This is a genomic window from Enterobacter cloacae complex sp. IR5450 (genome assembly GCF_049238665.1).
Lineage (GTDB): Bacteria > Pseudomonadota > Gammaproteobacteria > Enterobacterales > Enterobacteriaceae > Enterobacter > Enterobacter hormaechei_C.
The window spans coordinates 76696-100313 of sequence record NZ_JBMKIC010000015.1 but is presented as its reverse complement, the minus strand read 5'-3'; the positions used below and the strand labels follow the sequence as shown (position 1 = coordinate 100313).

The following is a 23618-nucleotide window of genomic DNA, read 5'->3' as shown; positions in this document are numbered from 1 at the left end:
TCTGATTTGTTAGCGCAACCAGTAGATCACACTTCATCGTGCTTTTCATTTTTCTGGGGAACCCTCAGCCCCGTGGGAGAGGGGTTGGGGGGAGGGCACCAGACCTTAACAAATGCTCCCCTCTCCCTGTGGGAGAGGGGCTGGGGGTGAGGGCACCAGACCGCACAGTACGCAACCCCGAAAAACCCATTCCAAATCACATTTAAGGGTCGATCTTTGACCTCAACTTCTCTATAATCTTGCGACCCCACGTTACGAGAAGGTTTTTTTCCCGAAACTTTCTATGTGTCGGCATGTGCTATTCGAAGGGGTAGGTTTGCCGGACTTTGTCGTGTGAACCTCAACTGACTAAACGTTTGGGTGTTCACCAACGTGTAACTTATTATTTGGGTAAGCTTTTAATGAAAACTTTTACAGCTAAACCAGAAACCGTACAGCGCGACTGGTATGTTGTTGACGCGACCGGTAAAACTCTGGGCCGTCTGGCTACTGAACTGGCTCGTCGCCTGCGCGGTAAGCATAAAGCGGAATACACTCCGCACGTTGATACCGGTGATTACATCATCGTTCTGAACGCTGACAAAGTTGCTGTTACCGGCAACAAGCGTACTGACAAAATGTACTACCACCACACCGGCCACATCGGTGGTATCAAAGAAGCGACCTTTGAAGAGATGATTGCCCGCCGTCCTGAGCGTGTGATTGAAATCGCGGTTAAAGGCATGCTGCCAAAAGGCCCGCTGGGTCGTGCTATGTTCCGTAAACTGAAAGTTTACGCAGGCAACGAGCACAACCACGCGGCACAGCAACCGCAAGTTCTTGACATCTAATCGGGATTATAGGCAATGGCTGAAAATCAATACTACGGCACTGGTCGCCGCAAAAGTTCCGCAGCTCGCGTTTTCATCAAACCGGGCAGTGGTAAAATCGTAATCAACCAGCGTTCTCTGGAACAATACTTCGGTCGCGAAACTGCCCGCATGGTAGTTCGCCAGCCGCTGGAACTAGTTGATATGGTAGAAAAACTGGATCTGTACATCACCGTTAAAGGTGGTGGTATCTCCGGTCAGGCAGGTGCGATCCGTCACGGTATCACCCGCGCTCTGATGGAGTACGACGAATCCCTGCGTTCTGAACTGCGTAAAGCTGGCTTCGTTACTCGTGACGCGCGTCAGGTTGAACGTAAGAAAGTGGGTCTGCGTAAAGCACGTCGTCGTCCACAGTTCTCCAAACGTTAATCCATTCTGCTTACGCAGAACGATTGGCGAAAAACCCGCTTCGGCGGGTTTTTTTATGGATAATGCGCAGGTTATCCACAGTAACATTTCATATATCTTCTCTTTTTCCTCATTTCCGGAATCCCCTCACCACAAAGCCATCAAAATCTGGTAAACTATCATCCAATTTTCTGCCCAAATATCGGTGAATACTCGATTTTTGTTCGATTCTTGAACAATGTGTCTTCTCTGGGATGGGCGATACATCATCTGGCTGGCCCCGTTGGGCTGGTAGCAGTAAAAATTCTGAATATACCTGGAGGTTTTCATGGCTGTCGCTGCCAACAAACGTTCGGTAATGACGCTGTTTTCTGGTCCTACTGACATTTATAGCCATCAGGTTCGTATCGTGCTGGCCGAGAAGGGTGTCAGTTTTGAGATCGAGCATGTGGAAAAGGATAACCCGCCTCAGGATCTGATCGATCTCAACCCGAGCCAAAGCGTACCGACGCTGGTGGATCGCGAGCTGACCCTGTGGGAATCCCGTATCATTATGGAATACCTGGATGAGCGTTTCCCGCATCCGCCGCTGATGCCTGTTTATCCTGTTGCGCGTGGTGAAAGCCGCCTGTACATGCAGCGTATCGAGAAAGACTGGTACTCGCTGATGAACGTTATTGTCAACGGTTCCTCTTCTGAAGCGGATGCTGCACGTAAACAGCTGCGTGAAGAGCTGCTGGCAATCGCGCCAGTCTTTGGTCAAAAGCCTTTCTTCCTGAGCGACGAGTTCAGCCTGGTGGATTGCTACCTGGCTCCGTTGCTGTGGCGTCTGCCAACCCTGGGCGTAGAGTTCAGCGGCCCTGGCGCGAAAGAGCTGAAAGGCTACATGACTCGCGTCTTTGAGCGCGACTCTTTCCTGGCATCCTTAACTGAACCGGAACGTGAAATGCGTCTCGGCCGAGGCTAATGACTGTGGAAATGTCACAACTTTCACCACGCCGTCCGTATCTGCTGCGCGCCTTCTATGAATGGCTGCTGGATAACCAGCTCACGCCGCACCTGGTTGTGGATGTGACGTTGCCGGGCGTGCTGGTTCCAATGGAATACGCGCGCGACGGGCAGATTGTACTGAATATTGCGCCACGCGCAGTGGGTAACCTGGAGCTGGCGAACGACGAAGTGCGCTTTAATGCGCGCTTCGGCGGCGTGCCGCGTCAGGTTTCCGTGCCGCTGGCAGCTGTGCTGGCTATCTACGCCCGTGAAAACGGTGCGGGCACCATGTTTGAGCCGGAAGCGGCTTATGATGAAGAGGTTGCCAGCCTGAATGATGATGAGGCATCCGATGAACGCGAAAGCGACACGGTAATGTCTGTCATCGATGGCGATAAACCCGATCATAATGACGACACCGATCCGGATGACGAGCCACCACCACGCGGTGGTCGTCCCGCACTGCGCGTTGTGAAATAAACAAACAGGCCCGACGGGCCTGTTTTGCTTTCCGTCCCTTTTCGCCCCCTCTAATTTCCTGTGTTATGATGAACTGTTTTCCTTCAATGGCACCGGACTGCAATGAAACCGACTGATCTTAAAGCTGAAAACTCTGATGAAACCATTGGCCGCAGCCTGCGCCGTCGGCCGCTGGCGCGCAAAAAACTGTCTGATATGGTGGAAGAAGAGCTGGAGCAGATGATCCGTCGGAAGGAATTTGCCCAGGGAGAGCAGTTACCCTCCGAGCGCGAACTGATGGAGTTCTTCAACGTGGGTCGCCCCTCGGTGCGCGAAGCGCTGGCGGCGCTAAAGCGTAAAGGGCTGGTGCAGATTAACAACGGTGAACGTGCCCGCGTAACCATGCCGTCTGCCGATACCATCATCAGTGAATTGTCGGGAATGGCGAAAGACTTTCTGACCCAGCCCAGCGGTATTGCCCATTTCGAGCAGCTTCGCCTGTTCTTTGAATCCAGCCTTGTTCGTTATGCCGCAGAATATGCCACTGACGATCAGATTGCGCAGCTCACAAAAGCCCTGGAGATCAACAGCCAGTCCCTGGATGACAACACGCTATTTATTCGTTCCGATGTCGATTTTCACCGCGTGCTGGCGGAGATCCCCGGCAATCCGATCTTCAATGCGATCCACGTTGCGCTGCTTGACTGGTTAATTGCGGCGCGTCCTAAAGTGCCGGACGCAGAGCTTTATCAGCATAATGAAGTCAGCTATCGCCAGCATATCGCAATTGTGGATGCGATCCGCCGCCGCGATCCCGATGAAGCGGATCGGGCGTTGCAAACTCACCTTAACAGCGTCTCCGCCACCTGGCACGCTTTCGGCCAGCATTCAAAAGCCAAAAAATAACGATCCTTTAGTGAAGCAGATCGCAATATAAGCGTTCTGTATTCCACTGCTGCTTAATTGATCTGGTATAACAGGTATAAAGGTATGTCGTTATAACAAACACACGATCGATTGAGGTAACTATGGCAACGCAATTACGCGGCGTAATGGCCGCACTCCTGACCCCGTTTAACTCTGAGCAGATGCTGGATAAAGAAAGCCTGCGCCGTCTGGTGCAGTTCAATATTGAACAAGGTATCGATGGGCTGTACGTCGGCGGTTCAACGGGAGAGGCCTTTGTACAGAGCCTTTCGGAACGAGAGCAGGTGATGGAGATTGTGGCAGAAGAGGCGAAAGGGAAAATCACGCTCATCGCCCATGTTGGCTGCGTCAGCACGGCGGAAAGCCAGCAGTTAGCCATGGCCGCCGCCCGCGTCGGTTTTGACGCTGTATCCGCCGTCACACCGTTTTACTATCCCTTTAGCTTTGAAGAACATTGTGACCACTACCGTGCAATTATTGACTCCGCTGACGGTTTACCGATGGTGGTTTACAACATCCCGGCGCTGAGCGGCGTTAAGTTAACGCTGGATCAGATCAACACGCTGGTGACGCTGCCTGGCGTCGGCGCGCTGAAGCAAACCTCCGGCGATCTCTTCCAGATGGAGCAGATCCGTCGCGCGCACCCGGATCTGGTGCTCTACAACGGTTATGACGAGATCTTCGCCTCCGGCCTGCTGGCCGGCGCGGACGGGGGGATCGGCAGCACCTACAACATTATGGGCTGGCGTTACCAGGCGATCGCTAAAGCGGTTCGTGAAGGGGATAACGCCACCGCACAGCGCCTGCAAAGCGAATGCAACAAGGTGATCGATCTGCTTATTAAAGCCGGGGTGTTCCGTGGTCTGAAAACGGTTCTGCACTATATGGACGTGGTATCCGTGCCGCTGTGCCGTAAGCCGTTTGCCCCTGTGGATGAAAAATTCGTGCCTGAGCTGAAAGCGCTGGCGGAGCAGCTAATGGCGGAAAAACGCTAACGCATAGCCGGGGGCGCTTCGCCTTATCCGGCCTACAAAAACATGCTACGTAGGCCGGATAAGGCGCAGCCGCCATCCGGCAAAACGACAGAGAAATCGTCGGGAGAGTGAAATGAGTAAGTCTACCCAAAGCATCCCGTGGTACCGCCATCTTACCCGTCCTCAGTGGCGCGCCTTCTCCGCCGCCTGGCTGGGATATCTGCTTGATGGCTTCGATTTTGTATTGATAGCCTTAGTCCTGACAGAAATAAAAAGCGAGTTTGCCCTGACAACAGTGGAAGCGGCGAGCCTGATTTCGGCGGCCTTTATATCGCGCTGGTTCGGCGGCCTGCTGCTGGGCGCCATGGGCGACCGCTATGGCCGCAAGCTGGCGATGATCACCAGCATCGTGCTCTTTTCCTGCGGTACGCTGGCCTGCGGTTTTGCGCCGGGTTACGTCACCCTGTTTATCGCCCGCATGGTGATAGGCATGGGGATGGCGGGGGAATATGGCTCCAGCGCAACCTATGTGATTGAAAGCTGGCCAAAGCACCTGCGCAACAAGGCGAGTGGTTTTCTGATTTCCGGTTTCTCCGTCGGCGCCGTGGTTGCGGCCCAGGTCTACAGCCTTGTCGTGCCCGTCTGGGGCTGGCGGGCGCTGTTCTTTATCGGCATTCTGCCCATCGTCTTTGCCCTGTGGCTGCGGAAAAATATTCCGGAAGCTGAGGACTGGAAAGCGAAGCACGAAGGCAAAGCCCCGGTGCGCACCATGGTTGATATTCTGTATCGCGGCAAATACCGCGTCATCAATATGGCGATGACACTGTTTGCCGGTACGGCGCTGTGGTTCTGTTTTGCAGGCGAACTCAACAACGCGGGGCTGGTCGTTATTCTCGGCCTGCTGTGCGCCATCGTCTTTATCAGCTTTATGGTGCAAAGCAGCGGCAAACGCTGGCCGACGGGCGTCACGTTGATGGTTGTCGTGCTCTTCGCCTTTCTCTACTCCTGGCCGATTCAGGCGCTATTACCCACTTATCTGAAAACCGACCTGGCCTATGATCCGTCAACGGTGGCGAAGGTGCTGTTCTTTAGCGGCTTCGGCGCGGCGGTAGGCTGCTGCGTGGGTGGTTTTCTCGGTGACTGGCTTGGCACCCGCAAGGCCTATGTCTGTAGCCTGTTGGCCTCACAGCTCCTGATTGTTCCCGTCTTTGCGATTGGCGGCGCCAATGTCTGGGTGTTGGGCTTGTTACTCTTTTTCCAGCAGATGCTGGGGCAGGGGATCTCCGGGATCTTACCCAAACTCATCGGCGGCTATTTCGATACCGACCAGCGTGCGGCGGGTCTGGGTTTTACCTACAACGTTGGCGCGTTGGGCGGCGCGATTGCCCCGGTGATTGGCGCGCTGCTGTCGCAGGATATGGCGCTGGGCACGGCCCTGGGGTCGCTCTCCTTTGGCCTGACGTTTGTGGTGATCTTGCTTATTGGTCTGGATATGCCCTCCCGCGTTCAGCGCTGGATCAGGCCAGAAGCCCTGCGTACGCATGATGCTATTGACGGTAAACCGCTGAGTGGCGCACTCCCTTTTGGTGCCAGTAAAAGCGGTCTGATCAAACACAAAGGATAAGCTGATGTCATTGCTAAACCAGAAGACAGCAGCGCGAGGCGGTGAAATGACAACCCTGGCTATTGATATTGGCGGCACCAAACTCGCGGCTGCGTGCGTGGAGGGGCAGACCATTACTGCCCGTCGCGAGTGTCAGACGCCTGCCAGCCAGACGCCGGAGGCGTTGCAGGCTGCGCTACAAACGCTGATTGCACCCTTTACGGCGCAGGCAACGCGGGTCGCGGTGGCATCAACCGGGATCATTCACAACGGTATTTTGACCTCCATTAATCCGTCTAATCTGGGCGGGCTGGCGGAATTTCCACTGGTGGAATTTCTCTCGGGAATAACCGATCTGCCGGTGATGGCGATCAACGACGCGCAGGCCGCCGCCTGGGCTGAGTTCTGCGCCTTGCCGGATGATGACGATATGGTCTTTCTGACCGTCTCAACCGGTGTCGGTGGTGGCGTGGTCCTCAATCGAACACTGCAAACGGGCAGCGGCGGTCTGGCTGGACATCTGGGTCACACGCTGGCCGATCCCGCCGGTCCGCGTTGTGGCTGCGGGCGAAGAGGGTGCGTTGAGGCTATCGCCTCGGGGCGCGGCATCGCTGCTCAGGCAGAAGGCGTATTGTCCGGGCTGGATTCGAAAGCGATATTCAGCCTTGCAGCGCAAGGTAATCCACAGGCACAGGCGCTGATTGCGCGTTCAGCGCAGACGCTGGCGCGTCTTATTGCCGATGTCAAAGCCGTGACTGATTGCCAGATTGTAGTTATTGGAGGCAGCGTGGGGCTGGCAGAGGGGTATCTGGGGCTCGTGGAGGCGTATCTGTCGCGGGAGCCCGCCGTCTATCAGGCCGCACTTCGGCCTGCACACTATCGCCACGATGCCGGGCTGTTAGGTGCGGCGTTGTTAGCACATGGAGACGCGTTATGATGCTGGGAGAGTTGCAGTCGCTGGCGACATCTGGCCTGACCGGGGTTCTGATCAATGCCCTCACGCTGGCCGTGGCGGCACGGCCAGAAGAGAAACGCCCTGGTCATTATGAACTCCAGGGCACGGATATCTTTATGAACGTGATGCAGTTTGCCACGCAAGAGCCGAAGCAGAAAAAGGCGGAACTGCACGCACAGTATATTGATATTCAGCTTCTGCTCGCTGGAGAAGAACGCATCTTTTTTGGGGTTATGGGGTCCGCGCGGGCGTGTGAAGAAATGCATAGCGCAGAAGATTATCAGCTTTGCCGCCACATCAATGATGAACAATCCATTGTATTAAAGCCTGGTATGTTCGTGGTCTTTATGCCGGGTGAGCCGCATAAGCCGGGATGTCTTGTTGAATCGGAGGGGGAAATTAAAAAAGCCGTGGTAAAAGTCCGGGCCAGCCTGTTAACCGCATAAAAAAGCCGGATGGGATGTCCATCCGGCTTGTCTCTTACACTTCCAGGAAGTTCATGATCCCGTCAGCCGCTTTACGGCCTTCGGCAATCGCCGTGACCACCAGGTCAGAGCCGCGAACGATGTCGCCACCGGCGAAGATTTTCGGGTTGCTGGTCTGGAACGCGTTGTCGCTGCCTTCTGGCGCAATGATGCGGCCCTGAGAGTCCAGCTCTACGCTGTGCTTCGCCAGCCACTCCATGCTGTGAGGACGGAAACCAAACGCCATCACCACGGCGTCAGCCGGGATCACGTGTTCAGAACCGGCCACGATCTCCGCGCGACGACGACCTTTCGCATCTGGCGCACCCATCTCCGTGCGCGCCATCTTCACGCCGCTCACTTTACCGTTGGCATTCACTTCAATACCCAGAGGCTGGATGTTGAACTGGAACTCGACGCCCTCTTCACGCGCGTTTTTCACTTCGCGTTTAGAACCCGGCATGTTCTCTTCGTCACGACGGTAGGCACAGATGACATGCGCCGCATTCTGACGAATGGAGGTACGCACGCAGTCCATCGCGGTATCACCGCCGCCCAGCACCACCACGCGTTTGCCTTCCATACTGACGAACGGCTCATCGGCGGTCTCGCCGTAGCCCATTAGCTGTTTGGTATTCGCAATCAGGAACGGCAGCGCGTCGTACACGCCTGGCGCATCTTCGTTCTCCAGACCACCGCGCATGGACTGATAGGTTCCCACGCCCAGGAACACGGCGTCGTAATCCTTCAGCAGGTCGTCGAGCTGTACGTCGCGGCCCACTTCGGTGTTGAGTTTGAACTCAATGCCCATGCCGGTGAAGATTTCGCGGCGGCGGGTCATCACCTCTTTCTCCAGCTTGAAGGCCGGGATACCGAAGGTCAGCAGGCCGCCAATCTCCGGGTGGCGATCAAAGACCACCGCCTTCACGCCGTTACGGGTCAGCACGTCCGCACAGGCCAGGCCTGCCGGGCCCGCGCCGATAATCGCCACGCGCTTGTCGGTTTGACGCACACCGGTCATATCCGGGCGCCAGCCCATCTCGAACGCTTTATCGTTGATATAGCGTTCGATGTTGCCGATGGTTACCGCGCCAAACTCGTCGTTCAGCGTACAGGAGCCTTCACACAGACGATCCTGAGGGCACACGCGGCCGCACACTTCCGGCAGGGTGTTGGTCTGATGAGACAGCTCGGCGGCTTCAAAAATACGCCCTTCGTTGGCCAGCTTCAGCCAGTTCGGGATGTAGTTATGGACCGGACACTTCCATTCGCAGTAAGGGTTACCGCAGGACAGGCAGCGGTCTGCCTGTGCTTTGGCCTGGCCTTCTGAAAACGGCTCATAGATTTCAACAAATTCAATTTTACGGATCTTCAGCGGTTTCTTTGGCGGATCAACACGCTGAAGGTCGATAAACTGGTAAACGTTCTGGCTCATCTGAATTCCTTACTGCGCCTGCACGCGCAGCTCTGCTGCGCTACGACTACGGTGACCCAACAGGGCTTTAACATCGCTGGACTTCGGCTTAACCAGCGCGAATTTCGCAGAGAACGCCGGCCAGTTGGCCAGGATCTCTTCGCCGCGCGAAGAACCGGTATGCTGCACGTGTTCGGTAATTAAACCGCGCAGGTGTTCTTCGTGGATGGCCAGCGTATCAACGTCCAGCACTTCCACCAGCTCCGGGTTCACGCGTTTGCGGAACTCACCGTCTTCATCCAGGACGTAGGCAAAACCGCCCGTCATGCCCGCGCCAAAGTTCACGCCGGTTTTACCCAGGACGCACACAATTCCGCCCGTCATGTATTCACAGCCGTTATCGCCGATGCCTTCCACCACGGTGATGGCGCCGGAGTTACGCACCGCAAAACGTTCGCCCGCACGGCCCGCGGCAAACAGACGACCGCCGGTTGCGCCGTACAGACAGGTATTGCCGATGATGCTCGCTTCATGGCTGCGGAAGGCTGAACCAACCGGAGGACGCACCGCCAGCAGACCGCCCGCCATGCCTTTTCCGACGTAGTCGTTGGCATCGCCGGTCAGGTATAACTCAACTCCGCCTGCGTTCCACACGCCGAAGCTCTGACCCGCGGTACCGCTGAAGTGCGCGGTAATCGGATCCGACGCCAGACCCTGGTCACCGTGCGTTTGTGCGATGTAACCGGAGAGGGACGCACCCACGGAACGGTCGGTGTTGCGGATATCAAACCAGAACGTTTTGCTCTGCTTCTCATCCACATACGGCTTCGCCTGTTGCAGCAGCTGTGCGTTCAGCACGCCGTTGTCGAACGGCGGGTTGTTCTCGGTACAGTAAACCGCTTTGCCAGGATGCGGCTGAGCGGTTTCCAGCAGCTTAGACAGCTCCAGCTTCTGCTGCTTGGCCGTGAAGCCCTCAAGCTCTTTCAGCAGGTCGGTACGGCCAATCAGATCCACCAGACGCTTCACGCCCAGCTGCGCCATCAGCTCGCGGGTTTCACGGGCGATGAAGTCAAAGTAGTTAGTCACTTTGAACGGCAGGCCGTGATAGTGGTTCTTACGCAGCTTTTCGTCCTGGGTAGCAACGCCCGTTGCACAGTTGTTCAGGTGGCAAATACGCAGGTATTTACAGCCGAGCGCAACCATTGGGCCGGTACCAAAGCCGAAGCTTTCCGCTCCCAGAATCGCCGCTTTGATGATGTCGAGGCCGGTTTTCAGCCCACCGTCCACCTGCAAACGGATCTTGTGACGCAGGCCGTTAGCGACCAGCGCCTGCTGGGTTTCCACCAGGCCGAGCTCCCACGGACAGCCCGCATATTTCACGGAGGAGAGCGGGCTTGCGCCGGTGCCGCCGTCGTAACCGGCGATGGTGATCAGATCCGCATAGGCTTTCGCCACGCCGGTGGCAATGGTGCCAACGCCCGGTTCGGAAACCAGCTTCACGGAGATCATCGCTTTCGGGTTGACCTGTTTCAGGTCGAAAATCAGCTGTGCCAGGTCCTCGATAGAGTAGATATCGTGGTGCGGCGGCGGGGAGATCAGCGTCACGCCCGGTACCGAGTAGCGCAGTTTGGCGATGTACGGGGTAACTTTATCACCCGGCAGTTGACCGCCTTCACCCGGTTTTGCCCCCTGAGCGACCTTAATCTGGATCACGTCGGCGTTAACCAGGTACGCAGGCGTTACGCCAAAGCGACCGGACGCCACCTGCTTGATACGGGACACTTTGTTGGTGCCGTAGCGGGCCGGATCTTCACCGCCTTCGCCGGAGTTGGAGTTGCCGCCGATGCTGTTCATGGCTTCCGCCAGCGCTTCGTGGGCTTCCGGGCTCAGCGCGCCGATGGACATCGCCGCAGTATCGAAGCGTTTGAACAGCTCAGACGCGGGTTCAACCTCGGCAATGCTGACCGCTTCCTCACCCGGATTGAGGGCAATGAGATCGCGCAGCGTCGCCGCGGGACGGTTGTTCACCAGCTCAGCATACTGCTGATAATCGCTGTACTCGCCGCTCTGCACCGCCTGTTGCAGCGTGCGCACTACGTCCGGGTTATAAGCGTGATACTCACCCCCGTGGACATATTTCAGCAGGCCGCCCTGTTCCAGCGGCTTACGTGCCAGCCAGGCGCGTTTCGACAGGTTAACCAGATCCTGCTGGAAGTCAGCAAAACCAGCGCCACCGATACGGCTGACCACGCCCTGGAAGCAGAGGTTGGCGACCTCGTTATGCAGGCCGACCGCTTCAAACAGCTTCGAGCAGCGGTAAGAGGCGATGGTCGAGATGCCCATTTTGGACATGATCTTGTACAGACCTTTGTTGATGCCGTTACGGTAGTTCAGCATCACAGCACGGTAGTCTTTATCGATCGCGCGGGTATCTACCAGGCGTGCCAGCGTTTCGTAGGCCAGGTACGGATAAATCGCCGTGGCGCCAAAGCCTAACAGCACCGCAAAGTGGTGCGGGTCGCGCGCGCTCGCGGTTTCAACGATGATGTTGGCATCACAGCGTAGGCTCTTGTCCACCAGACGCGTCTGGATAGCCCCCACCGCCATGGGTGCAGGCACCGGCAGACGGTTTTTCGCGATGTTGCGGTCAGACAGCACCAGCAGAACGGTGCCGTTACGTACCATCTGCTCGGCTTTGTCGCACAGCGCGTTCACCGTCTCTTCGAGGCTCGTTTCGGTCACGTCGAAGGTGATATCGAGCGTGTCGGCGCGATAGTGCTCCTCGGTCATGGTGGTGAGCTGTTTGAAATCGGAGTACAACAGGATCGGTGATTTAAAGGTCAGACGGTGCGCCTGGCCTTCGGCTTCACAAAATACGTTCATCTCACGGCCGATGCTGGTGGCCAGCGACATGACGTGGGCTTCGCGCAGCGGGTCTATTGGCGGGTTAGTGACCTGCGCAAACTGCTGACGGAAATAGTCGTAAATAATGCGTGGCTGGCTGGAAAGCACGGCAAACGGGGTATCGTCACCCATTGAGCCGACCGCTTCCTGGCCGTTTTCGCCGAGCACGCGAATAACCGAGTCCAGTTCTTCCGCGCTGTAGTTAAACTGCTTCTGGAAGCTCGCGAGGGTGTCATCGTCCAGCTCGCGGCTGCCCACTTCTTCGTCCGACAGATCTTCAAACGGCACCAGACGACGCACGTTTTTCTCCATCCACTCTTTGTACGGATGGCGGCTCTTCAGATCGTTGTCGGTTTCGGCGGAATGCAGAATACGCCCACCGCGGGTGTCGATCACCATCAGCTCGCCCGGACCGACGCGGCCTTTTTCGACCACTTCGTCAGGCTGGTAATCCCAGATCCCGACTTCAGAGGCGCAGGTGATGAGCTTGTCTTTAGTAATAACGTAGCGCGCCGGACGCAGACCGTTACGGTCCAGGTTACAGGCGGCAAAACGACCGTCGGACATCACGATGCCCGCCGGGCCGTCCCACGGCTCCATGTGCATGGAGTTAAAGTCGAAGAACGCGCGCAGCTCAGGGTCCATATCCGGGTTGTTCTGCCAGGCCGGTGGCACGAGCAGACGCATGGCGCGCACGATATCCATCCCGCCCGCCAGCAGCAGCTCCAGCATGTTATCCATGGAGCTGGAGTCCGAGCCGGTTTCGTTGACGAACGGTGCGGCATCGTGCAGGTCCGGGATCAGCGGGGTCTGGAACTTATAGGTACGGGCGCGGGCCCACTGGCGGTTGCCGGTAATGGTGTTGATCTCACCGTTGTGCGCCAGGTAGCGGAACGGCTGAGCCAGCGGCCAGCGTGGAACGGTGTTGGTGGAGAAGCGCTGGTGGAACAGGCAAATGGCCGATTCCAGACGCAGATCCGCCAGGTCCAGATAGAAGCGCGGCAGGTCAGCCGGCATACACAGACCTTTATAGATGTTCACCAGGTTAGAGAGGCTACAGACGTAGAACTCTTTATCGTCCTGGAGACGTTTTTCAATGCGGCGGCGTGCGATAAACAGACGGCGTTCCATATCACGCGGACGCCAGCCCGCAGGCGCGTTGACGAAAATCTGTTCAATACGAGGCAGCGAGGAGAGGGCGATTTCACCGAGCACCCCTTCGTTGGTTGGCACATCGCGCCAGCCGACAATCGACAGGGTTTCACGCTGAAGTTCTTCTTCAACGATGCGGCGTGACGCGGCAGCTTTTTCTGGATCCTGATTCAGGAACAGCATACCGACAGCGTAGTTTTTGGCTAAACGCCAGCCGCGCTCTTCCGCCACGATGCGGAAGAAACGATCCGGTTTTTGCAGCAGCAGGCCGCAACCGTCGCCGGTTTTACCATCGGCAAGGATGGCGCCACGGTGCTGCATACGGGCCAGTGCGTGAATAGCAGTACGCACTACCTTGTGGCTAGGTTCGCCTTCTATGTGGGCGATCAGGCCGAAACCACAGTTATCCTTCTCAAGGGATTTATCGTACAACATATCAGTGAACCTCCCCAGGCTCGTCGGGCTTCCCACTGAACTTTACCGTGGCGCACAGGCGCAGAAAGAGCATGGCGACGGGGTTAGCGTTTCATACGCGGACCTCGCATTCGCCCTCTTTTTCATCCTTTTGCGCAGGTAAACAAGTTTGAGGACTTGCTTCAGAGGGAATCTCAATTACTGCATAAATATGATGAGCAGGCCGCTCATCCAGAAAGCTTCCAGCGGATTTCCAACTTATCGGGAATTGGTACACAGGTCAAATGGCAATCTTATTTATACAAAAATGTGCTAAAGAGTGCTTATCTAGTTGTTTTTATTGTGTATTTAACTATTTTTACAACCGCTTAAAGCACCGGGCAGGTGCAGGGGAGTGTGATCTGACTCACTATACGAAAGCGGTGTTATCGATGCAGCGTGCTGAAATGCAGATTTATAGCAGAATATTAATCTGGTGTTGCATTCAATGCCGCATAAAATCACTGTTTTTCAGTCATGGCGCTATAAATGAAAAAAACCATCAGAACATAAGGAAAAGTAATTACGTTCAGGGTGAATGAAATGTCGGTAATCGTGATTATTTATTCAAATAGATAAAAGCCGTCCAGGGCGATTGATCCAGGTCATCGCCGACAGAGGCTAAAAATGGCAGGCTTGTCCCCTTTCTTCGGGACGGTCTATCAGATTATGCAGTTACAGAAATTAGTCAATATGTTTGGTGGGGATCTTTTGCAGCGCTACGGACAAAAGGTTCATAAACTGACGCTGCACGGCGGCTTTAGCTGCCCGAACCGCGATGGCACCATCGGGCGTGGTGGCTGCACCTTCTGTAACGTGGCCTCGTTTGCTGACGAGGCCCAGCAGCATAAATCTATCGCTGAACAGCTCGCCCATCAGGCGAGTCTGGTGAACCGCGCGAAGCAGTATCTGGCCTATTTCCAGGCCTATACCAGCACGTGGGCGGAGGTGCAGGTGCTGCGCTCGATGTATCAGCAGGCGGTTGCTCAAGCGAACATTGTCGGGCTGTGCGTGGGGACGCGTCCGGACTGCGTGCCGGACGCCGTGCTGGATTTACTTAGCGAGTACAAAGAGAAGGGCTACGAGATCTGGCTGGAGCTGGGCTTGCAGACCGCGCATGACAAAACCCTGCACCGTATCAATCGCGGGCATGATTTCGCCTGCTATCAGCGCACCACGCGTCTCGCCCGCGAGCGTGGATTAAAAGTCTGCTCGCATCTGATTGTCGGCTTGCCGGGAGAAGGGCAGCAGCACGGGCTGGAAACGCTGGAAAAAGTCGTTGAGACCGGCGTGGATGGCATTAAGCTGCATCCGCTGCATATTGTGAAGGGCAGCATAATGGCGAAAGCCTGGGAAGCGGGGCGGTTATGTGGTATCGAACTCGACGACTATACGGTGACTGCGGGGGAAATGATTCGCCATACGCCGCCGGAGATTGTTTACCACCGCATCTCGGCAAGCGCCCGCCGTCCAACGCTTCTGGCACCGCTATGGTGTGAGAACCGCTGGACGGGGATGCTGGAAATCAACCGCTATCTACAGGAGAACGGCGTACAGGGGTCGGCGCTTGGCCGCCCGTGGGTTCCCCCGCTACCGGCGACGGCCGCCTAGCAGACTTCCCAGCATGCCGCGTACTATCTGGTTGGTAATCTGACGCGTCGCGCTTTTTGCCATGGTCTGAACCACGCCATCGCGTTTGCCGCCGCGTGGCCCGGTGCTGCCGAACAGAATATCTTTCAGCCCGCCGAGAATGCCGTCGTCCACGGCAACAGATTGCCCTTTTGCGGCAGGCGCATCCTGCGATTCGGCAGTCGCCTGCACCCCTTTTTGCAGCATCTCGAACGCCGATTCGCGATCCACCTCGTCTTCATACTTTCCGTACACCGGGGAGTGGTTAATCAGGCCGTTGCGTTCATCGTCCGTTACCGGACCCATGCGCGAGCAGGGCGCAATCACCATCGCGCGCTCGACAACTGTCGGCCTGCCTTTTGCATCGAGGAACGAAATCAGCGCTTCACCGGTGCCCAGCGCCTGAATGGCGGTTTCGGTATCAAAGGCCGGATTGACACGCATGGTTTGCGCCGCGGCTTTCACCGCTTTCTGATCTTTCGGCGTAAAGGCGCGCAGGGCGTGCTGCACGCGGTTACCCAACTGCCCCAGTACGTTGTCCGGAATATCCGACGGGTTTTGCGACACAAACCAGACCCCGACGCCTTTGGAGCGGATCAGGCGGATAACCTGTTCAATTTTATCCAGCAGCACCTGCGGCGCGTCGTTAAACAACAGGTGCGCTTCGTCAAAGAAGAACACCAGTTTGGGTTTTTCCAGATCGCCTGCTTCCGGCAGTTGTTCGTACAGTTCAGAGAGCATCCACAGCAGGCTGGCGGCGTAAAGCTTCGGCATCTGGTAGAGCTTCTCTGCGCTCAGAATGTTGATGATGCCTTTGCCGCTGCTGTCGGTACGCATCCAGTCTTTGATATCCAGCATTGGCTCGCCGAAGAAGTGTTCGGCGCCCTGTTGCTCCAGCGTCAGGAGCCCGCGCTGAATGGCGCCCACTGAGGCGCTGCTAATATTGCCGTACTGGTTCTGGAAGGATTTGGCGTTATCGCCAATGTACTGGGTGATGGCGCGCAGATCTTTGAAGTCGAGCAGCAGTAGCCCCTGATCGTCGGCGATACGGAAGATAATGTTCAGTACCCCGGACTGCACGTCGTTGAGGTTAAGCAGACGAGCCAGCAGCAGCGGGCCGAGGTCGGAGACGGTGGCACGCACCGGATGCCCTTTTTCGCCGAAGATATCCCAGACCACCACCGGATTACCGTGCGGCGTCCAGTCCGTGATACCGATATTTTTCAGGCGCTCAAGCAGTTTTTCTGACGCTGCACCTTCCTGAGCCACCCCAGTTAAATCGCCCTTCACGTCAGCCATAAAAACCGGCACGCCAGTCTCTGACAACGACTCAGCCAGCTTTTGCAGGGTAACGGTTTTTCCCGTCCCGGTCGCGCCGGTGATCAGGCCATGACGGTTCGCCATCGCGGGCAGTAAAAACAGCTCTTTTTCCAGCGTCCTGGCGATTAGCAATGGTGTACTCATGATGCACGTCCTCTCGTAGTCCTGGGTGGAGTATAGGCAACCTGACGGCAAAATGTCTGCGTAAATTCCTCACTTTGCGGCGCATTATCCAGTGCGGACTATGCTTTTGCATACGGTAAACAAAATTTTGGGAAACTATGTCCAGATTCTTTTTTAACGACCGCAAACAGCTTGTCAACGATGCCATTGAAGGCATACTTCTCTCCGCGCCGCACGGTAATCTCGTCAAACTGGATATCGATCCGGCCATCCGCGTGGTGGCTCGCGGCGACTGGGATAAAAGTCGCGTGGCGGTGATCTCCGGTGGCGGCTCCGGCCATGAACCGGCACATGCCGGGTTCGTCGGCAAAGGCATGCTTACCGCAGCGGTGTGTGGCGATCTGTTCGCCTCCCCAAGCGTGGATGCGGTCCTCAATGCCATTGTGGCGGTGACGGGCGACCGTGGCTGCCTGCTGATTGTGAAAAACTACACCGGCGACCGGCTTAACTTTGGCCTGGCGGCGGAAAAAGCCAAACGCTACGGCCTTAAGGTCGAGATGGTTATCGTGGCGGATGATATCGCCCTGCCGGATAACAAGCAGCCGCGTGGTATTGCGGGAACGGCGCTGGTGCATAAAATTGCGGGATATGCGGCAGAGCAGGGGAAATCGCTAAACGACGTGCGGGATATTGCGCAACAGGCCTGCGATAACCTCTGGAGCCTGGGCGTGGCGATGCAAACGTGCAACCTGCCGGGCAGCGATGATGAAGGGGGGCGCATTAAACAAGGCCATGTCGAGCTGGGTTTGGGCATTCACGGCGAGCCGGGAGCTTCCGTCGTGGATACGCAAAACAGCAAAGCCATTATCGACACGCTGGTGACGCCGTTACGCGCGCAGGCGGGGGAAGGGCGTTTTGCGGTGCTGATTAACAATCTTGGTGGCGTATCGGCGTTGGAGATGGCGCTGCTGACCAAAGAGCTGGCGCACTCGGCGCTGAAAGAGAATATTGCGTATCTGATTGGCCCGGCGCCGCTGGTGAGTGCGCTGGATATGAAAGGCTTTTCGTTAACGCTGCTAAAGCTCAACGATTTCTTCGAGAAGGCGATTCACGCCGAGGTCGAGACGCTGGGCTGGCAGAAGCCCGTGGCGTTCGCGCCCCTGCGTACCGTCCCACATAGCGCCCTTCATGATCGCGTGGAATATGCCCCGTCGGACAATACGGAGGTGAGCGAGGCCGTCGCCTCGGTAACGAAAACATTGATTCAGCTGGAAAACCGCCTTAACGCGCTGGATGCCAAAGTAGGCGATGGCGACACGGGCTCCACTTTTGCGCAAGGGGCGCGGGATATTGCGCAGCGACTTGAGGAGAACAACCTGCCCCTTAACGACGTGCCGACATTACTCCTGCTGGTAGGCGAGCGGCTGGCAACGGTGATGGGCGGATCGAGTGGGGTGTTGATGTCGATCTTCTTCACGGCGGCAGGACAAAAGCTTCACGATGGACAGCCGCTACCTGAAGCCTTGCTGAGCGGACTTGCGCAGATGAAGCAGTATGGCGGCGCGGATCTTGGCGATCGTACGCTGATCGATGCGCTGCAACCGGCGCTGGAGGCGTTACAGAAAGGCAATATTCAGGCGGCAGCGCAGGCCGCGCAGCAGGGCGCCGAAGCAACGGCAAAAATGGCGAAAGCCGGCGCGGGACGCTCGTCGTATGTGAATAAAGAGAATCTGGACGGGGTGATGGATCCGGGGGCAGTCGCGGTGGCGGAAGTTTTTAAGACCATGGTAGATGCAAAACGGTAACAACCGTTACCGTTTTTAGTGTTTGCGCCCTCTCCCTGTGAGCTGAGGGATCCCCACAAAATAATGCCTGCACAGACGGCCCCCTCTCCCTTGAGGGAGAGGGTTGGGGTGAGGGCATCAGGCCGCACATTCCCCGGCAATGTCACATCAAAAATCCGCTTTCAACACCACGCGGTAGCGGGCTTTGCCGTCGCGCACGTGCTGGATCGCTTCGTTGATTTTTGACATCGGGTACAGCTCGGTGGTGGGTGCCACTTTTGTGCGTCCGGCAAACTTCATCAGCTTGCGCAGCTCGTACGGTGTACCGGTCGCGGAGCCTGACACGCTGCGATCCCCGCCGATCAGGGTAAACGCCGGAACCGGCAGCGGCTTCATCACCGCACCCACGGTGTGGAAGTTACCGCCGTAGGCCAGCGCTTCAAAGTACGGCTGCCAGTCGAGATCGACGTTTACCGTGTTGATGATCAGGTCAAACTGGCCTGCCAGGGCGGTGAGCGCCTGAGGATCGCGGCTGTTCACCACTTTATCCGCACCCATCGCCAGCACTTCCTGCTCTTTCGCCGGGTTAGAGCTGAACGCCGTCACTTCACAGCCCATCGCATGCAGCAGTTTGATGGCAATATGCCCCAGACCGCCAATACCGATCACGCCCACGCGGCTGGTGGCAGTGATGTGATGCATCAGCAGCGGTTTAAATACGGTGATACCGCCACACAGCAGCGGACCTGCGGATTCAATATCAATGCTGTCCGGCAGCGGGATAACCCATTGCCAGTCGGCGCGCAGCTTATCGGCGAAACCGCCCTTGTTAAGGATGGTCGGCGTTGCGCCCTCAAGGCAGTTGATCTGGTTGCCGCTGATACAGGCATCGCAGTGACCGCAGCTGCGTGCCGTCCAGCCGATACCCACGCGCTGGCCCACTTTCAGCCCTTTGTCCTGCGCGGCGCTGCCGAGCGCCACGACGCGGCCAATGACTTCGTGCCCGGCAACCAGCGGATAGCTGGAAAAGCCCCATTCATTGTCGATCATCGAGAGATCCGAGTGGCAGATCCCGCAGTAATCAACCTGTACTTCGACGTCTTCCGCTTTTAGTTCGCCCGCATCGTACTCGTACAGCTCAAGTTCTGCACCCGCCTGCGGTGCGGCGTAGCTTTTTATCTTCGACATCGCGTTTCCCCTGTTTTGGTGTGAACTGTGAGTGTAGAGCATTCAGTTTACAGACGCTTAACAGAAGGCGGCAGGAACGAAACTTACAGACTTTTCAGCATCCTGACTTCGCAGTCCACGTGGCCCGTGCAGCCCAGTGGCGCATCGATATGCTCAAAGCCCAGATGCTCATACAGGCCAATGGCCTCTTTAAGGAAAGCGGTGGTTTCGAGGTAGCAACGTTTAAAGCCCTGTGAGCGTGCATGTTCCAGGGCGACCAGCGCCAGCTTTTTCGCCAGGCCTTGTCCGCGTATCGTTGGCAGGAAATACATTTTCTGAAGTTCACAGATATCCGGCTCGCTGCAAAGCAGTGGGGCAATGCCGCCGCCGCCCACGACCTGGCCGTCCTGTTCAATGACCCAGTAGGCATGACCCGGCTGGCTGTACAGCTGAAAAAGTTCGTCCAGATTGGGGTCGGCCACGGTGTAGCCTTTGTCGGCGGTCAGGCCATATTCGGCAGAAACCGTGCGGATAACGGCGGCGATAGCCGGGTTGTCCTGCTCAGTGATCCGACGCATTGTCGTCGCGACGGGGGTAATCACGCTCATAGCATTACTCATGACAAAAATTGACACACAACTGCTGTTAATAGCACCGCAGAAAGGGGAGTGCAAGCGAGGAGTTTTCAGGAAGGATACCCCTTACGCCCTGAAGCGTAAGGGGTAAAAGCATTACAGGGCTGCGATAACCGCCTGCTGCTCGATCAGTTTGGTCTTCGCATCGGCGAAGGCAACCAGACGCTCACGCTCTTTGGCGATGACCGCTTCCGGCGCGCGGGCCACAAAGCCCTCGTTCGCCAGTTTGCTTTCGATTTTGTCAATTTCCACGTCGACTTTCGCCACTTCTTTCGCCAGACGCGCCAGCTCCGCGTCTTTGTCGATCAGGCCCGCCATCGGGATCAGCAGCTCCGCGCCGTCGATGATTTTGGTCACGGAAACCGGACCTTTGTCATCGGCAGGCAGCACGGTGATGCTTTCCAGACGCGCCATGGTTTTCAGGAATGTGTTGTTCTCGGTGACGCGACGAACGGCAGCTTCGCTGCAACCGCGCAGCAGCAGCTCCAGTGGTTTACCCGGAGCGATGTTCATTTCCGCGCGGATGTTACGTACCGCAACGATCGCCTGTTTCAGCCACTCGGTATCCGCAGACGCGGCTTCATCCACTTTCGCGGCATCGAATGCCGGGAACGGCTGGAGCATGATGGTATCGGCATTAATACCGGCAATCACCTTCACGCGCTGCCAGATGGTTTCGGTAATGAATGGAATGATCGGGTGCGCAAGGCGCAGCAGACCTTCCAGAACGGTAATCAGCGTATTACGCGTGCCGCGCAGTTCCGCTTCAGAACCGCCGTTCATGACCGGCTTCGCCAGTTCCAGGTACCAGTCGCAGAACTGGTTCCAGGTGAATTCGTACAGAATGCCTGCCGCGATGTCGAAGCGGTAGCTGTCCAGCGCGTCGCGGAACGCTTTCACCGTCTGGTTAAATTCCGCCAGGATCCAGCGGTCTGCCAGAGACAGGGTCATTTCGCCGCCGTTAAAGCCGCAATCCTGATCTTCGGTGTTCATCAGCACGAAGCGGCTGGCGTTCCACAGCTTGTTACAGAAGTTACGGTAACCTTCCAGACGCTTCATATCCCAGTTGATGTCACGGCCGGTGGAGGCCAGCGCCGCCAGGGTGAAGCGCAGGGCGTCGGTACCGTGAGATTCGATCCCGTTCGGGAACTGCTTCTCGGTACGCTTGCGGATTTTCTCCGCCAGCTGCGGCTGCATCATATTGCCGGTACGTTTTTCCAGCAGCTCTTCCAGAGAGATACCGTCCACCATATCCAGCGGGTCGATAACGTTACCCTTGGATTTGGACATCTTCTGGCCTTCGTCGTCGCGGATCAGGCCGGTCATGTAAACGGTATGGAACGGAACCTGCGGCTTGCCGTCTTCGTCTTTGATGAAGTGCATGGTCATCATGATCATGCGGGCGATCCAGAAGAAGATGATGTCGAAGCCGGAGACCATCACGCTGGTTGGGTGGAACTGACGCAGCGCGTCGGTGTTTTCCGGCCAGCCGAGGGTAGAGAAGGTCCACAGCGCGGAGGAGAACCAGGTATCCAGCACGTCTTCATCCTGGCGCAGGGCAACGTCAGCGCCCAGGTTGTTTTCCTGGCGCACTTCATCTTCGCTGCGGCCAACGTAGACATTGCCTTCGTTGTCGTACCACGCCGGGATACGGTGACCCCACCACAGCTGACGGGAAATACACCAGTCCTGAATATCGCGCATCCAGGAGAAGTACATGTTTTCGTACTGCTTCGGCACGAACTGAATGCTGCCGTTCTCAACCGCTTCCACAGCCGGTTTCGCCAGCACGTCGGCACGCACGTACCACTGGTCGGTCAGCATTGGCTCGATAACTACGCCGCCACGGTCGCCGTACGGCACGGTCAGATCGTGAGGCTTAATCTCTTCCAGCAGGCCGAGCGCGTCAACGGCGGCTACGATGGCTTTACGCGCGGCAAAGCGCTCCAGCTTCTGGAACTCAGCCGGGATGTCGCTGGAATAAACGTCGGACTCGTTGCCTTTGGTGTCATACACTTCTGCGCTTTCGCGGATATCGCCGTCGAAGGTCAGAATGTTGATCATCGGAAGTTGATGACGACGACCGACTTCATAGTCGTTGAAGTCATGCGCCGGGGTGATTTTCACGCAGCCGGTGCCTTTTTCCATGTCGGCGTGTTCGTCGCCCACAATCGGAATACGGCGGTTCACCAGCGGCAGCACCACGAATTTGCCGATCAAATCTTTATAACGCGGATCTTCCGGGTTAACGGCCACGCCGGTATCGCCCAGCAGGGTTTCCGGACGGGTGGTCGCCACCACCAGATAATCTTTGCCGTCTGCGGTTTTTGCACCGTCTGCCAGCGGATAGCGGATGTGCCACATGGAGCCTTTAGACTCGCGGTTTTCCACTTCCAGGTCAGAGATGGCGGTACGCAGTTTCGGGTCCCAGTTGACCAGGCGTTTGCCGCGGTAAATCAGGTCTTCTTTGTACAGACGGACGAAGACTTCTTTCACGGCGTTGGACAGGCCTTCGTCCATGGTGAAGCGCTCGCGCTCCCAGTCCACGGAGTTGCCGAGGCGGCGCATCTGACGGGTAATGGTGCCGCCGGATTCTGCCTTCCACTGCCAGATTTTGTCGATGAACGCGTCGCGACCGTAGTCGTGGCGGGTTTTACCCTCTTCAGCGGCAATTTTACGCTCAACCACCATCTGGGTCGCGATACCCGCGTGGTCAGTCCCCGCCTGCCACAGGGTGTTTTTACCCTGCATGCGCTGGTAGCGGATCATGGTATCCATGATGGTCTGCTGGAAAGCATGCCCCATATGCAAACTGCCGGTGACGTTCGGCGGCGGGATCATGATGCAGAAGGACTCTTTGCTTTCGTCGCCGTTAGGCTTGAAATAGCCCTGCTGTTCCCAGTGCTCGTAAAGCGGCTGTTCGATATCGCGTGGGTTATATGTCTTTTCCATTATTTCCAGGTTGCCGTATTCAGGTTAAAACCGGCCAGGCGGTACGCTTTGTAGCGTTCGCGCGCCAGTTGTTTCAAAGATTCTTCGTAAGGGACAAAGTCTACCACTTCTGTGAAAGCGGTGGCAAAATCTGCAAAGTCTGTCCGCAGGCTAATGAGAATATCGCGCGCGCTACTGTTGCGTTTTTGCGGCCAGGCAATCTCCACCGGTGCCCCGCCGCGTGGACCTTCGCCCGACAGGTTATGCGGAACAAAACTCTCCGGCGGGCGCGCCCATAGCGCTTCATCCAGGCGAATTGCTTGCTGCTCATCTTCACAGGCAATCAGGACGCGTTTACCTGCGCGCCAACGTTCTGCGGCAATTTCACACACCAGTTGTTCAACGGCGCTGAGGCCATCCTGATGGGTGTCATTGTCCAGAAGGTAGAACGTTGCATTCTTCATATATGGGGTTTCTTGTCGTGGATTTAAATGCAAAGCCGGGTAAGCGTAGCGCC

18 protein-coding genes are annotated in these 23618 nt (G+C 56.7%); 11 read left to right on the top strand and 7 right to left on the bottom strand.

The genetic code is table 11. The features are described from left to right. Positions 1 to 401: 401 nt before the first annotated feature. The 9 genes from rplM to nanQ all read left to right on the top strand — a co-directional run bounded on the left by rplM (position 402) and on the right by nanQ (position 7571). On the top strand, positions 402 to 830 hold the full coding sequence (rplM, locus tag ACOTYB_RS13585; RefSeq protein ID WP_003860434.1) for a 50S ribosomal protein L13: 429 nt from the start codon (positions 402 to 404) through the stop codon (positions 828 to 830). Positions 831 to 845: 15 nt separating this feature from the next. After that, positions 846 to 1238, top strand: coding sequence for a 30S ribosomal protein S9 (gene rpsI / locus ACOTYB_RS13580; protein WP_003860436.1), 393 nt, complete (start codon positions 846 to 848; stop codon positions 1236 to 1238). A 307-nt stretch (positions 1239 to 1545) separates the two neighbouring features. Further along, complete coding sequence (gene sspA, locus ACOTYB_RS13575; protein WP_003860438.1) at positions 1546 to 2184, top strand: stringent starvation protein SspA; 639 nt, start codon at positions 1546 to 1548, stop codon at positions 2182 to 2184. Positions 2185 to 2189: 5 nt separating this feature from the next. Then, the gene (gene sspB / locus ACOTYB_RS13570) at positions 2190 to 2687 is read left to right on the top strand and encodes a ClpXP protease specificity-enhancing factor (protein WP_026080566.1); all 498 of its coding nucleotides are present in this window, start codon (positions 2190 to 2192) and stop codon (positions 2685 to 2687) included. Positions 2688 to 2789: 102 nt separating this feature from the next. After that, entirely contained in the window at positions 2790 to 3572 is a 783-nt protein-coding gene (gene nanR / locus ACOTYB_RS13565) for a transcriptional regulator NanR (RefSeq protein WP_022651924.1), read from the top strand. Between the two features lie 122 nt (positions 3573 to 3694). Then, positions 3695 to 4588, top strand: a complete 894-nt coding sequence (nanA, locus tag ACOTYB_RS13560; RefSeq protein ID WP_022651923.1) for an N-acetylneuraminate lyase — start codon at positions 3695 to 3697, stop codon at positions 4586 to 4588. Positions 4589 to 4700: 112 nt separating this feature from the next. Continuing rightward, the gene (locus ACOTYB_RS13555; RefSeq protein ID WP_022651922.1) at positions 4701 to 6191 is read left to right on the top strand and encodes an MFS transporter; all 1491 of its coding nucleotides are present in this window, start codon (positions 4701 to 4703) and stop codon (positions 6189 to 6191) included. Between the two features lie 46 nt (positions 6192 to 6237). Continuing rightward, positions 6238 to 7107, top strand: coding sequence for an N-acetylmannosamine kinase (nanK, locus tag ACOTYB_RS13550; protein ID WP_032645685.1), 870 nt, complete (start codon positions 6238 to 6240; stop codon positions 7105 to 7107). Next, entirely contained in the window at positions 7104 to 7571 is a 468-nt protein-coding gene (gene nanQ / locus ACOTYB_RS13545) for an N-acetylneuraminate anomerase (protein ID WP_047054290.1), read from the top strand. The genes nanK and nanQ overlap by 4 nt, the downstream gene beginning before the upstream one ends. A 34-nt stretch (positions 7572 to 7605) precedes the next feature. On the opposite strand, the gene gltD is transcribed toward nanQ, so the two are convergent. Next, positions 7606 to 9024 (bottom strand): glutamate synthase subunit GltD, encoded by a 1419-nt coding sequence (gene gltD, locus ACOTYB_RS13540; protein WP_017382721.1) that lies wholly within the window; start codon positions 9022 to 9024, stop codon positions 7606 to 7608. A gap of 9 nt (positions 9025 to 9033) precedes the next feature. Beyond that, positions 9034 to 13494 (bottom strand): glutamate synthase large subunit, encoded by a 4461-nt coding sequence (gltB, locus tag ACOTYB_RS13535; RefSeq protein WP_047054288.1) that lies wholly within the window; start codon positions 13492 to 13494, stop codon positions 9034 to 9036. Positions 13495 to 14181: 687 nt separating this feature from the next. On the opposite strand from gltB, the gene ACOTYB_RS13530 reads away from it, so the two are divergent. Beyond that, a complete protein-coding gene (locus ACOTYB_RS13530; protein ID WP_057979951.1) occupies positions 14182 to 15123 on the top strand; it encodes a TIGR01212 family radical SAM protein in 942 nt (313 codons plus the stop codon). On the opposite strand, the gene ACOTYB_RS13525 is transcribed toward ACOTYB_RS13530, so the two are convergent. Next, positions 15103 to 16605 (bottom strand): helicase HerA-like C-terminal domain-containing protein, encoded by a 1503-nt coding sequence (locus tag ACOTYB_RS13525; RefSeq protein ID WP_421765823.1) that lies wholly within the window; start codon positions 16603 to 16605, stop codon positions 15103 to 15105. The genes ACOTYB_RS13530 and ACOTYB_RS13525 overlap by 21 nt on opposite strands. A 137-nt stretch (positions 16606 to 16742) precedes the next feature. Between ACOTYB_RS13525 and ACOTYB_RS13520 the strand changes: the two genes are divergently transcribed. Continuing rightward, on the top strand, positions 16743 to 18389 hold the full coding sequence (locus tag ACOTYB_RS13520; RefSeq protein WP_022651917.1) for a dihydroxyacetone kinase subunit DhaK: 1647 nt from the start codon (positions 16743 to 16745) through the stop codon (positions 18387 to 18389). Positions 18390 to 18536: 147 nt separating this feature from the next. On the opposite strand, the gene ahr is transcribed toward ACOTYB_RS13520, so the two are convergent. From ahr to holC, 4 genes are all read right to left on the bottom strand, one after another. Beyond that, the gene (gene ahr / locus ACOTYB_RS13515) at positions 18537 to 19556 is read right to left on the bottom strand and encodes an NADPH-dependent aldehyde reductase Ahr (protein ID WP_003861889.1); all 1020 of its coding nucleotides are present in this window, start codon (positions 19554 to 19556) and stop codon (positions 18537 to 18539) included. An 83-nt stretch (positions 19557 to 19639) separates the two neighbouring features. Further along, positions 19640 to 20143, bottom strand: coding sequence for a GNAT family N-acetyltransferase (locus ACOTYB_RS13510; protein ID WP_003861887.1), 504 nt, complete (start codon positions 20141 to 20143; stop codon positions 19640 to 19642). A 123-nt stretch (positions 20144 to 20266) separates the two neighbouring features. Then, positions 20267 to 23122 (bottom strand): valine--tRNA ligase, encoded by a 2856-nt coding sequence (locus ACOTYB_RS13505; RefSeq protein WP_220153380.1) that lies wholly within the window; start codon positions 23120 to 23122, stop codon positions 20267 to 20269. Further along, a complete protein-coding gene (gene holC, locus ACOTYB_RS13500; protein WP_003861884.1) occupies positions 23122 to 23565 on the bottom strand; it encodes a DNA polymerase III subunit chi in 444 nt (147 codons plus the stop codon). Before holC ends, ACOTYB_RS13505 begins: the two co-directional genes overlap by 1 nt. Positions 23566 to 23618 lie beyond the last annotated feature (53 nt).

Bases quoted from the DNA above. Each gene is read 5' to 3' on its own strand.
- ACOTYB_RS13525 (WP_421765823.1), bottom strand. From the start codon at position 16,605: ATGAGTACACCATTGCTAATCGCCAGGACGCTGGAAAAAGAGCTGTTT.
- nanR (WP_022651924.1), top strand. From the start codon at position 2,790: ATGAAACCGACTGATCTTAAAGCTGAAAACTCTGATGAAACCATTGGC.
- rpsI (WP_003860436.1), top strand. From the start codon at position 846: ATGGCTGAAAATCAATACTACGGCACTGGTCGCCGCAAAAGTTCCGCA.
- ahr (WP_003861889.1), bottom strand. From the start codon at position 19,556: ATGTCGAAGATAAAAAGCTACGCCGCACCGCAGGCGGGTGCAGAACTT.
- ACOTYB_RS13530 (WP_057979951.1), top strand. From the start codon at position 14,182: ATGCAGTTACAGAAATTAGTCAATATGTTTGGTGGGGATCTTTTGCAG.
- ACOTYB_RS13520 (WP_022651917.1), top strand. From the start codon at position 16,743: ATGTCCAGATTCTTTTTTAACGACCGCAAACAGCTTGTCAACGATGCC.
- ACOTYB_RS13505 (WP_220153380.1), bottom strand. From the start codon at position 23,122: ATGGAAAAGACATATAACCCACGCGATATCGAACAGCCGCTTTACGAG.
- nanK (WP_032645685.1), top strand. From the start codon at position 6,238: ATGACAACCCTGGCTATTGATATTGGCGGCACCAAACTCGCGGCTGCG.
- rplM (WP_003860434.1), top strand. From the start codon at position 402: ATGAAAACTTTTACAGCTAAACCAGAAACCGTACAGCGCGACTGGTAT.
- nanA (WP_022651923.1), top strand. From the start codon at position 3,695: ATGGCAACGCAATTACGCGGCGTAATGGCCGCACTCCTGACCCCGTTT.
- gltB (WP_047054288.1), bottom strand. From the start codon at position 13,494: ATGTTGTACGATAAATCCCTTGAGAAGGATAACTGTGGTTTCGGCCTG.
- ACOTYB_RS13555 (WP_022651922.1), top strand. From the start codon at position 4,701: ATGAGTAAGTCTACCCAAAGCATCCCGTGGTACCGCCATCTTACCCGT.
- sspA (WP_003860438.1), top strand. From the start codon at position 1,546: ATGGCTGTCGCTGCCAACAAACGTTCGGTAATGACGCTGTTTTCTGGT.
- nanQ (WP_047054290.1), top strand. From the start codon at position 7,104: ATGATGCTGGGAGAGTTGCAGTCGCTGGCGACATCTGGCCTGACCGGG.
- holC (WP_003861884.1), bottom strand. From the start codon at position 23,565: ATGAAGAATGCAACGTTCTACCTTCTGGACAATGACACCCATCAGGAT.
- gltD (WP_017382721.1), bottom strand. From the start codon at position 9,024: ATGAGCCAGAACGTTTACCAGTTTATCGACCTTCAGCGTGTTGATCCG.
- ACOTYB_RS13510 (WP_003861887.1), bottom strand. From the start codon at position 20,143: ATGAGCGTGATTACCCCCGTCGCGACGACAATGCGTCGGATCACTGAG.